At 67.1% G+C, this 10,667-nt stretch carries 11 protein-coding genes and 1 tRNA gene; 9 read left to right on the top strand and 3 right to left on the bottom strand.

The features are described 5' to 3' along the window. On the bottom strand, positions 1-337 hold a 337-nt coding region (locus ACIRA7_RS07065; RefSeq protein ID WP_396220144.1), incomplete at its 3' end, for a hypothetical protein. Between the two features lie 172 nt (positions 338-509). Here ACIRA7_RS07065 and ACIRA7_RS07060 point away from each other — a divergent pair. The 5 genes from ACIRA7_RS07060 to ACIRA7_RS07040 all read left to right on the top strand — a co-directional run bounded on the left by ACIRA7_RS07060 (position 510) and on the right by ACIRA7_RS07040 (position 4,440). After that, positions 510-2,225 carry a glutamine--tRNA ligase/YqeY domain fusion protein gene (locus tag ACIRA7_RS07060; RefSeq protein ID WP_396220143.1) on the top strand — a complete coding sequence of 572 codons (1,716 nt, stop codon included), beginning with the start codon at positions 510-512 and terminating at the stop codon, positions 2,223-2,225. A gap of 122 nt (positions 2,226-2,347) precedes the next feature. Beyond that, positions 2,348-2,944: a Uma2 family endonuclease gene (locus tag ACIRA7_RS07055; protein WP_396220142.1), complete on the top strand. Its 597-nt coding sequence runs from the start codon at positions 2,348-2,350 to the stop codon at positions 2,942-2,944. Between the two features lie 49 nt (positions 2,945-2,993). After that, positions 2,994-3,066 (top strand) — tRNA-Gln (locus ACIRA7_RS07050). A gap of 169 nt (positions 3,067-3,235) precedes the next feature. Beyond that, positions 3,236-3,739 (top strand): hypothetical protein, encoded by a 504-nt coding sequence (locus ACIRA7_RS07045; protein ID WP_396220141.1) that lies wholly within the window; start codon positions 3,236-3,238, stop codon positions 3,737-3,739. Further along, positions 3,736-4,440 (top strand): hypothetical protein, encoded by a 705-nt coding sequence (locus ACIRA7_RS07040; RefSeq protein WP_396220140.1) that lies wholly within the window; start codon positions 3,736-3,738, stop codon positions 4,438-4,440. The genes ACIRA7_RS07045 and ACIRA7_RS07040 overlap by 4 nt, the downstream gene beginning before the upstream one ends. 335 nt (positions 4,441-4,775) lie before the next feature. Here the strand turns inward: ACIRA7_RS07040 and ACIRA7_RS07035 are convergent, their stop codons facing one another. Next, entirely contained in the window at positions 4,776-5,294 is a 519-nt protein-coding gene (locus tag ACIRA7_RS07035; RefSeq protein ID WP_396220139.1) for a hypothetical protein, read from the bottom strand. A 183-nt stretch (positions 5,295-5,477) separates the two neighbouring features. Beyond that, positions 5,478-5,783 (bottom strand): hypothetical protein, encoded by a 306-nt coding sequence (locus tag ACIRA7_RS07030; RefSeq protein WP_396220138.1) that lies wholly within the window; start codon positions 5,781-5,783, stop codon positions 5,478-5,480. 237 nt (positions 5,784-6,020) lie between these two features. Between ACIRA7_RS07030 and ACIRA7_RS07025 the strand changes: the two genes are divergently transcribed. The 4 genes from ACIRA7_RS07025 (at position 6,021) to ACIRA7_RS07010 (ending at position 10,662) form a co-directional block, all read left to right on the top strand. Then, on the top strand, positions 6,021-8,129 hold the full coding sequence (locus tag ACIRA7_RS07025; protein WP_396220137.1) for a prolyl oligopeptidase family serine peptidase: 2,109 nt from the start codon (positions 6,021-6,023) through the stop codon (positions 8,127-8,129). Between the two features lie 118 nt (positions 8,130-8,247). Beyond that, positions 8,248-8,931: a YqjF family protein gene (locus tag ACIRA7_RS07020; protein ID WP_396220145.1), complete on the top strand. Its 684-nt coding sequence runs from the start codon at positions 8,248-8,250 to the stop codon at positions 8,929-8,931. 8 nt (positions 8,932-8,939) lie between these two features. Continuing rightward, complete coding sequence (locus ACIRA7_RS07015) at positions 8,940-9,311, top strand: hypothetical protein (protein WP_396220136.1); 372 nt, start codon at positions 8,940-8,942, stop codon at positions 9,309-9,311. 31 nt (positions 9,312-9,342) lie between these two features. After that, on the top strand, positions 9,343-10,662 hold the full coding sequence (locus ACIRA7_RS07010) for a metal-dependent hydrolase (protein WP_396220135.1): 1,320 nt from the start codon (positions 9,343-9,345) through the stop codon (positions 10,660-10,662). Positions 10,663-10,667 lie beyond the last annotated feature (5 nt).

Raw genomic sequence — 10,667 nt, 5'->3', positions numbered from 1 at the left:
GCGGTACGGCCGGGCGCGCCGTGAAGACGTACTGGGTGGCGCTGAGTCCCCCGTGCACCTCGAGATCGCGGTCGGCACCGGTGCGGGTCGTCCGCATGCCGGTCCAGAGCGCGCTGTCGTTCGCCAGCTTCGACGGCGCGAAGGCATAACGCGCGATACGCATGCGTGCCGTCCTGAACTTCGGCGTCCGCACCACGTTCGTGAAGCGCGTCTGGATGGCCGCGGCGAAGGCATCGGCGTTCGCCTTGGCGGCGGCAAGGTCGGGGCCGTAGGCCAGCGTGGCCGCCCGGCAGCCACCAAGTGCGAAGGCCGGCGCTACGGCGAAAGCGATGGCCATAGCCCGCCGAGCCCAGGGTAGGCGCGCCGTGACGGTTCGCGGGAGGATGCGCATGCGATTCCAGTACACCGCAGAACACTCAGGGGGAACGCCCCGCACGGCAAGCGGCCGTCGCCGATTACTTTTCCCGATTCGTGAGGCCCATTGAACGCTGCACTTCTCGGTATCCGCCGTGTCTGACTCCGCTCCTGAAGCCGGTTCTGAATCCCTGGCCGCCCCGCGTCGCGACTTCATTCGCGAAATGGTGGCCGACGACGTTGCGACCGGCCATTTCGGCCGTGGTCCCGCTACGCGTTTCCCGCCCGAGCCGAACGGCTTCCTGCACATGGGACACGCCAAGTCGATCTGTTTGAACTTCGGCATTGCGCAAGAGTTCGGGGGCACCTGCAACCTGCGCTTCGACGACACGAACCCGGCCACGGAAGACGTGCGCTACGTGGAGGCGATCCAGCGCGACGTGCGGTGGCTGGGGTTCCAGTGGGACAACCTGTTCTACGCGTCGGACTACTTCGAGAAGCTCTACGAGATCGCCGAAGCGCTGGTGCTCAAGGGGAAGGCGTACGTCGACTCGCAGAACGAAGAAGAGATCCGCGCGGGACGTGGCACGGTGACGTCGGCGGGCACGCCGGGCCCCTATCGTGATCGTTCGGTCGAAGAAAACCTCGACCTGCTGCGTCGCATGCGGGCCGGTGAGTTCGCCGACGGGACGCACGTGCTGCGCGCCAAGATCGATCTGGCGCACGTCAACATGATCATGCGCGATCCGCTGCTGATCCGCATTCGTCACGCGCATCATTATCGCCGCGGCAACGACTGGTGCATCTACCCGCTGTACGACTTCGCGCACGGACTCAGCGATGCCATTGAAGGCATCACACGCTCGTTGTGCACGCTGGAGTTCAAGGACAGCCGCGAGATCTACGATTGGCTGGTGAAGGAAGCGGGTTTCGAGAACCCGCCCACCCAGATCGAGTTCGCGCGGCTCGAACTCGACTACACCATTCTCAGCAAGCGCAAGCTGCTGCGGCTGGTGAACGAAGGCCACGTGACCGGGTGGGATGATCCGCGCATGCCCACCATTGCGGGACTGCGTCGTCGTGGCGTGCGTCCCGAGGCCATTCGCGAGTTTTGCGACACGATCGGGGTGGCGCGCAAGGATGCGCGCGTGGAGATCGCGGCGTTCGAGCATGCGGTTCGCAACGATCTGAACACGGAGGTGCCACGTGTGTTGTGCGTGCTCAATCCGCTCAAGGTCGTCCTCACGAACTATCCCGAGGACCTGGTCGAGGATCTCGAGGCGCCGAGCTTCCCGCACGACGTACCGAAAACCGGCTCGCGCAGCATGCCGTTCTCGCGTGAGCTGTACGTGGATCGCGACGACTTCATGGAAGATCCGCCGAAGAAGTTCTATCGCCTGGCACCGGGCAAGGAAGTGCGCTTGCGCTTCGGCTATCTCATCACCTGCAACGAGGTGGTGAAGAACGAGGCGGGCGAGGTGATCGAGTTGCGCTGCACGTACGACCCCGCCACGCGCAGCGGTCAGGCGCCCGACGGCCGGAAGGTGCAGGGCACGATTCATTGGGTGAGCGCGGCGCAGGCGTTGTCGTGCGAAGTGCGCCTGTACGACCGCCTGTTCTCACAGCCCGATCCCGACGCCGTGCCCGAGGGCCAGGACTTCATCTCGACGCTCAATCCGCAATCGCTGGTGGTGATCGCCGATGCCAAGATCGAACCGAGCGTGGCGAACGACCCGATCGGGTCGCGCTATCAGTTCGAGCGCACCGGCTACTTCATGAGTGAAGTGGAGAGCAGCACTCCGGAGAAGCTGGTGTTCAACCGGATCGTGGGAATGCGGGATAGCTGGGCGAAGGAAGTGAAACGCGCCTGAGTTCGATTGCTGGCGCACGCGTAACGGGGGTGACGGCGTTCCGTCGCCCCCGTTGCACGTTGGGTCATGAATGTTTTGCTGCCGAGTTGCCAAAACCGCCGAGAGCCGAGCAAACTATGGGCATGCCAATCGCGCATGAGCGTCGCTGGTCGGTGGAGGACGTCTGGGCGTTGCCGGACGATCCGCACCAACGTTACGAGACCGTGGACGGGGAGCTGCTGGTGAGCCCGATGCCGCGGTTCGCGCATCAGCGCGCGGTCTCCCGACTCGGGCTCATGCTTGGCGAGTATGTGCAGCGCCAGCGCGTGGGCGAAATGATGTTCTCGCCGTACGACGTGGTGCTGGATCCGTTTACGCTGATGCAGCCGGACGTACTCGTGATTGCGCCGGTGGGCCTCGATGTCGTGCGAGGGGAGGTGGCCCCGCCGCCGCCGTATCTCGCGGTCGAGGTGTTGTCGCCGAGCACGGCGCGGGCCGATCGGCTGCGGAAGCGGCCGCGGTATCAGCGCGCGGCGATCGAGTGTTGGCTGGTTGACCTGGACTCGCAGCTGATCGAACGGTGGACGCCGGACGTGGACCGGCCGGAGATCTGTGCGGTTCGGTTGGAGTGGAACCCGTCGGGCGCTGCGGAGCCGCTCGAGGTCGACGTCGCTGCCCTGATGCTGGCGATACTCGGTGCCGAGAAGGACGGAGCCGAAGGCACTACCATCCAGCCGTGAGTGCTCTATATTTTGGATTCCAATGGGCTTGGGCCTGTTGGGGGCCAGCTGCCCCTTAGCTCAACTGGCAGAGCGTCCGACTCTGACTCGGAAGGTTCTAGGTTCGACCCCTAGAGGGGCAATACCAAGCGCCGCCGTCACTTCCGTGAACGGCGGCGCTTGTGCTTTCGAGGCGAGTAGGCCGGATTCCTCGTTCACCTCGAGCCGGGATCCACGTCTGATTCCTCGTTGATGGTTGACACGGTACGACGATGCGTCCACTGTTCATGAACACTGAACACGGAGCCTGTTGTGACGCTCAAGCCCGCTGACGTCGCCGTCGCCCTCCAGCTCTCGCTCACTCCCGACGTGCCTTACCGGGAGTTAGCGGCGGCCGTGGGCATTTCGCATGGCGAGGCGCACAACGCCGTTCGGCGTTTGCAGGCCGCGCGGCTGCTTCGCGCGGGCTCGCGCGCAGTGAAGACGGAGGCGCTCCTCGAGTTCCTGCTCGGCGGCGTCCCGTACGCGTTTGCCGCCACGCCGGGAGCCGAGGTGCGGGGTGTGCCCACGGCGCACGCCGCACCGCCGCTCGCGGTCGATTTCACCGGTGCCAACGCCTATGTCTGGCCGTCAGCCGAGGGGCGCGTTCGCGGTGAATCGCTCGAACCGCTGTATGCGGGAGCCGTGCACACGGCAACCACGAATCCAGCCCTGTACGAGCTCCTCGCGCTGGTAGACGCCTTACGCGCAGGCCGCGCGCGCGAACGACAGCGCGCCCGAGACTACCTCCGGCAGCGACTCGGCTCGGCGGCGTGATCATCCACCTCGATCATCCCAACGCGCCGCAGGTTCGGCGCACCGCCCTCGCGCTCGGCGGACTCCTGAACGACGTCGTCTTCGTCGGCGGACAGATGGTGCCGTTCTTCATCACTGACCGCGGCCTGCATCGCATGCGTCCCACCGACGACGTCGATGTCGTTGTCGAGTGCCGCACGCGACATGCCTATCATGAGTTCGCACAGCGACTCCACGCGCTCGGGTTCCATACGGATCAATCACCCGGTGCACCGGTGTGCCGCTATCGCTCGACTGAGGGTCTGGTGCTCGACGCCATGCCACTCGACGGAGAAATCCTCGGATTCAGCAACCAATGGTACCCGCTGGTCATGGACACCGCCGTTTCGGTGGACCTGACTGCTGGCGTCGTGATCCGTGCCGCTCACCCGGCAGCGCTTCTCGCGACCAAGTGGGAGGCGTTTAGCGACCGTGGTCGTGACGACCCGTACGGTAGCCATGATCTCGAGGACCTCTTGATGCTCATTGCGGGGCGCCCCGAACTCGCGCGCGAGCTACAGCCGCTCTCGCTGAACGTACGCACATTCATCGCCGACTCCGCCCGGATGCTGCTCGTGGCGCCATGGTTCTACGATGTGCTTGACGGGACGTTCCCGGATGCGCAGCGGCTGCCGAACGTGCTCGTACGTATTCGCGAGCGCATCGCGGAACTCGCACGTTGAGCCTGACTCGCGACGAGGAAGGAGTGAGTCGGGCGACACTCCAGCCCGCGAGCAACAGCCAGAAAGCCGCTCGCGCCCACCGCAAGCTTGCTCGAATCGACAAGCACCTTGGTGTACATCGCGATGTGGCGCCGTCGTCGGACTTCGCGATTCGACTCTGACGCGGAAGGTTCTAGGTTCGACCCCGAGAGGGGCAATACCGAACGCGCCGCAACGACTCAGGTCGGTGCGGCGCGTTCTGGTTTTGGTGTTGCATCACGTCAGCGGGCCGCACTTCACTCCGGCAGACCACCCACCTTCACACGGGCGCCGACACCGCGTCCCCGCGGGTCGATTCAATCGGCGATGGTCCGCCGGTCATCCCCGCCGGCGCCCGCGTACATGGGGACGTCCGGATACGGCCACGGGTAGCGCGCCGAGCGTCCCGCGCGAATGAGCCCCGCCAACTGCCTGTCGGCGCGACACGACGATGGCGTCCATCGCCGCACCCGGCTCGGATCGCCCGCCTCCCACGACACGAGTGCGTCAGCATCCGGGTCGAACGCCACGAAGTACTGCGCCGGCGTGCACGCCAGACGCACGACATCGTGATGACGCAGATCGACGAGCGCCGGATCGAGCAGCGCGGCCAGAATGCTGGACGGCATCGCGGGCGTCTTGTCCGCTGGTGTGCGGCTGCGCCGATCCGCCAGGGCCAGTTCGCGCTCGGTGCGAAGCGACTGGATGGCGTCGTGCGCCAGTCGCGCCACACTGTGCGGCGCCGGCACGGGGCCGTGCCCACGTACCCACGCGAGTACCTGCGCCGCGGAGGCGCGCGCGACGCGATCGGCCTCCTGCTCCAGCGAACTATTCACGAGGTCTGTTGGAAGGTCGGGAACGGGCATTGCTCACGGTGCAGTGTCATCACCATCGTGCGAATCGCGGGCAGTCGGTCACCGTGCAGAATCGACATTGGCGATCGGTGTAGCAAGGGGTGCCACGCGTCTGCCCATGCGAACTGGCCCCAACCGTCACAACGTGGCGGTCAGGGCCATGCCCTATTTCTTCGCTTGCAGCACCCGCGTCAGCAACGACTCCCAGATCCCGTCGAGCGCTTCGATCGCGGCCGTGTCCACCGAGGCCGGATCCAATCGATTCGTGAGCCGACGTCGGTTGCGATGATACGACTTCTCGTACCGCGCTTCCGCCTGCTCACTGGGCAGGTTCTTCGCATACCACCCCGCCACAATCGCGAGCGTACTCTCGTTCCAGGCCGACGCGGGCAGCGACAGCTCCTCGTACTTGTGGACCAGTTCCCATTCAAAAGAGCGGTGCTCCGCGGTGAACGAATTCGGATCGGACATCGAGCGGCTCCTTTTCGGGAAATGGGGCGGGACGCGCGCGACGCGCACGGCCAGCACCCTGCTGCAAGCTAGTGCGCTCCACGGCCACCGAGTGCCGTGCCGCCACCTCGGGGCGCCGCCGTGGCCCTCGCCTCGCGATACGGCCCGGCCGCCGCTCACGCCGACTCTTGCGGAGGCCGGTGGCGGGCGCGTTTCTTAGCGGGTCACGACCCGTTCCCCTTACGCACCCGCACAGCCATGGCCATCGCACACCCGCCCCTATCGCTTCGCTTCCGTCCGTCAGCGCTGCTCGCGGCGGCCATCGCGCTGCCGTCGCTCGCGCTGCCGTCGCTCGCGCTCGCCCAGTCCAAGGGACTCGACGAAAGCGACATCATGCGTCTCAAGTCGGTCGGCGGCGTGGCCATGGCGCCCGACGGCGCCCGCGTGCTCTACACCATCAGTGCGTGGGAGCATCCGAACGCCAAGGGGGACACCGCGCTCGGCGATCGTCACGAACGTCGCTCGCATGTGTTCATGGTGCCGGCCGCGGGTGGCGCGCCGCGCCAGCTCACCTTCGGTGAGCGTGGCGAAGCGCAGGCGCAATGGTCGCCCGACGGGCGCACGATTTCCTTTGTGGCGGCGCGCGGCACGGGCACCGGCGATGATGCCCCGAAGCCGCAGCTCTGGCTCCTGCCGGCGGACGGCGGTGAGTCGCGCCAGCTCACCACGGTGCGCGATGGCGTGTCGTCGTACGTGTGGTCGCCCGATGGCGCGCGCATCGCGATCGTGACCACCGATTCGCTCACGCGCGAGCAGGAAGCGAAGATCCGCCGCCGGGACGATCCCAAGGTGTACGAGGGCGACTTCCGTCTGAATCACCTCTGGGTGGTGGACGTGGCCTCGGGACAGGCCACCAAGGTCACCTCGGGGGCCTACACCGTGAGCGGCGTGCCGAACTGGTCGCCCGATGGCCGGAAGCTGGGCTTCCGCGCGTCGCCCACGCCGATGATCCGCGATGAGCGCGGCAACGCGTACGTGGTGGACGTGGCGTCGCTGGCCCTCGATGCGATCACGACCACCAACGACGCGGAGTCGGCGCCGCAGTTCTCGCCCGATGGCAAGACGCTGGCGTTCACGATGCTGCCGCACGAAATGGCGCCGCACAAGGACGGCATCATGCCGCGCACGCTGCGGAACGCGCGGCTGGTCACCTTCGATCTCGCCACGCGCGCCATCACCAATCACGCCCGCGCCGATTTCGACGTGAGCCCGGGTGCGCCGCGCTGGTCCCCCGATGGCAAGCAGCTGTGGTTCACCGCCAGCGATCGCGTGTGGACGTCACTCTACGCGTACGACCTGGCGAGCAAGAGCTACAGCAAGCGCACGAAGGACGTCGTGGTGCAGGGACTCTCACCGAACCGCGACGGCAGCGCGCTGGCGATGGTGCTCGATACGCCCGACCTGCCAGCGGAAGTGTACGTGCAGAACGGCGGGGCCGCGCCCACGCGCATCACCACCACCAACGCGTGGCTCGGTGAACGCGCCCTCGGGGCGTCGCGCGTGATCACCTGGAAGTCGAAGGACGGCCGCGAGGTGGAAGGCGTGCTGCTGCTGCCGGTGGGGTATCGCGACGGCACGAAGGTGCCGCTCGTGGTCTCGGCGCACGGCGGGCCGACCGGCGCGCACACCAACGGATTCAAGGCCGGCACCAGCCCCGGGCAGACGTATGCCGCACGCGGCTGGGCCGTGTTCTATCCGAACCCACGCGGCTCCACCGGCTACGGCGAGTGGTGGATGCACGCCAATACCGGCGACTGGGGCGGCGGCGACTATCGCGACATCATGACCGGCGTCGATGATCTCATCAAGCGCGGCATCGCCGACTCCACGCGCATGGCGTTCGAAGGGTGGAGCTACGGCGGTTACATGACGTCGTGGGTGGTGTCGCAGACCGGGCGCTTCAAGGCTGCCATGATGGGCGCCGGCCTCCCGTCGCTGCTGTCGATGGCCGGCACCACGGATATTCCGGGATACATCAACACCTTCTTCGGCGATCCGCAGTACGACGGCTCCATCGTGAACGCGAACATCCGGAAGTATCTCGAGCGCTCAGGTATCAGCTACAGCGATAAGGTCACCACGCCGCTGCTGATCCTGCACGGCGGCAACGACGAGCGCGTGCCGATCGGTCAGCCCATGGAGTTCTACCGCGCGCTCAAGGATCGCGGCAAGACCACGGAGCTGGTGTTCTATCCGCGCGAAGGGCACGGCTTCACCGAGTACTATCACCAGATGGACCGCATGAAGCGCGAGTACGAATGGCTGGCGCGCTTCACCCTCGGCAACACGGTCAAGACCGCGATGTAGCGCCGGCGGCACCGCGTCGGCGGGAACGTAGAACCGGCGGGCGGGTTGATCTGGTGTGACCACACCAGACCAAGTCGCCCGTCGTCCGTTTCTGACTGCCGAATGGCGGTATCTCGTGATGCTGAACTACGAGATCCCGCCGGCTGTGCTCGAGCCGCTCGTGCCGAAGCACACCGTGCTCGACCTGTTCGACGGGCGCGCACTGGCCAGCATCGTCGGGTTCCGCTTCCTGAACACGCGCGTGCTCGGTGTGCCTGTGCCGTTTCACCGCGATTTCGACGAAGTGAACTTGCGCTTCTACGTGAAGCGCCCGATGCCCGACGGGTCGGCCCGCCGCGGCGTGGTGTTCGTCCGCGAACTCGTGCCGCGAGCCGCGATCGCCTACACCGCGCGGCTCTTCTACAACGAGCCGTACTCGGCCTTGCCGATGCACAGCCGCGTGCCGCCCACGCTGATGGCGTCGCCGGGACGCCTGATGTACGGCTGGTTCGGCAACGCGCAGCATCAACAGGTGAGCGCGACGGCGGAGGGGGAGCCGCAGCCGTTGGTGCCAGGGTCGGAGGCGGAGTTCATCGCCGAGCATTACTGGGGCTACACACCCCAGCGGAATGGCAGTACCGTGGAGTATCAGGTCGCGCATCCGTCGTGGCGGGTCTGGCCGGCGTCGGCCCCCTCGTTCAACGCCGATGTGCGCGGCTTGTACGGAGCGGCGTTCGAGGCGCCGCTGTCGGTGCCGCCGCGCTCGATGTTCGTGGCGGAAGGATCACCGGTTACCGTGTACCGCCCCACACGCTTGCCCTAGGACGACCCATGCCAATCGCGCCGCGCTGGTTTCGCCCGCTGGTGATCGCCGGACTGACCGCCATGATGCTCGGGGTCGTCGATCCGATGGAAGGATCGCTCGTGATCGCGGTGGGCAGCGTGTTGGTGGCGCTGGCGACACCGCGCCGGGAGAGTACCGTTGGCGGGCGCGTGTGGCTGGCCTCCCTTCTGATCGTGGCTGGTGTGGCCGCCCTCTGGATCATGAGCGACTTCGGCGGCGTGGGCGGCACCACGGGGCGATCGATCTGGTGGCTGTTGCTCGTGGCACCGTATCCGGTGGGGTGGATTCTCGGCCTGATCGGCGCGACGCAGCGATTGCGTGAGCTCAAGCGTGCGCGAGGGGATGCGACGGTTGGTTGACAGCCGGTAGGCCGGCCCTCAAGTACCACGCGTGGATAACGTCACACACGCACTGGCGGGGCTGCTCATGGCCGACGCCACCGTCTCGCATGTTCAGCGTCGCATCGGTCGCGCCTCGCCTCACGGTGCGGAAGCGCCTTCGCTGTCCCGGTTCCGTCGCGCTGCGGTGGCACTGGGCATCGTGGCGGCCGAGTTCCCCGACGCGGATCTCGTGTATGCGGGGCCGATGGTGGCCATGGGGAAACTCGGCTATCTGCTGCACCACCGGGGGCACACGCACACGGTGGTATGGGCGCTGGTGAGCGCGGTGGTGCTGTGGGGGATCACGCGCTGGTGGTGGCAGCGCGGCCTCACGGGTCGCGAGCGGGCCGATGCATCGTCGGCGATGGTGTCGCGCGTTGGTGCGCGCGCGCTGTTGGTGCTGGCGGTCGCCGGCACGCTCTCGCACCTGCTGCTCGACTTTACCAACAGCTACGGGGTGCACCCGTTCTGGCCGTTCGACAATCGGTGGGTCTACGGCGACGCGGTGTTCATCGTGGAGCCGTGGCTGATGGCGGTGGCGATTCCGCCGCTGGTCTGGGGGCCGCGTCGGGTGTTCGGCCGCGCGCTGTTGCTGGTGGCGCTGGCCGCGATCCTTGCGCTCTGCTGGTTTGCCGGCGAGGTGTCGCCGGCGGTCGCGCTGGGTGTCACGATCATGGCGCTGGTGGGCATGGTGCTCCAGCGCGCGGTGGCGCCGGCGGTACGCCCACTCACGGGCATCTCGGCGTGGGTCGTGGTCACCACGATGTTCTTCCTGTCGTCGGGGCAGGCGCGCACGGAAGTGACGGAGTTGGTGCGCGACGGTTCCCTGCGCGATGTCGTGCTGACGCCGGCGGCGGCCGACCCGCGCTGCTTCGCGGCGATCGTGGTCACCGCCACCACCACGGAGTACCGCGTGAGCACGGCGACGGTGGCTCCGTGGAGTGCGGGGATGACGGCGGCCAGTTGCGTGGCATCGCGGTCGGGGAGTGCGCGCAACACCCTCGGGTCGTTGCCGGGCACCTCGCGCACGGTCCCGTTTCCGGCCTCACCGGCGGTGGCGTGGGGAGAGACGTGGGCGGTACCGCGAGCGGAGTTGGCAGCGCTGGTGGCCACGCGCTGCGAGTTCGCGGCGGCCATGCGCTTCATGCGCACACCGGTGTGGTCGCTCGACGCTGGCGGTACGGCGGAGGTGGCCGACGCGCGCTTCGGGATCGGCGGCGATGGCTTCGCCGGGCTGTCGGTGCCGCCGGGGACGGCCTGTGCACTCACCGGAAAGTGGATTCCACCGTGGGTGCCGCCGCGGGCGGATGTGCTCGCGCCGGGGCGTTGATCGCG

The sequence above is a fragment of the Gemmatimonas sp. genome (genome assembly GCF_044376735.1).
Classification (GTDB): domain Bacteria; phylum Gemmatimonadota; class Gemmatimonadetes; order Gemmatimonadales; family Gemmatimonadaceae; genus Gemmatimonas.
The sequence above is the reverse complement of the archived record's forward strand: the minus strand, read 5'-3'. Positions and strand labels throughout refer to the sequence as shown.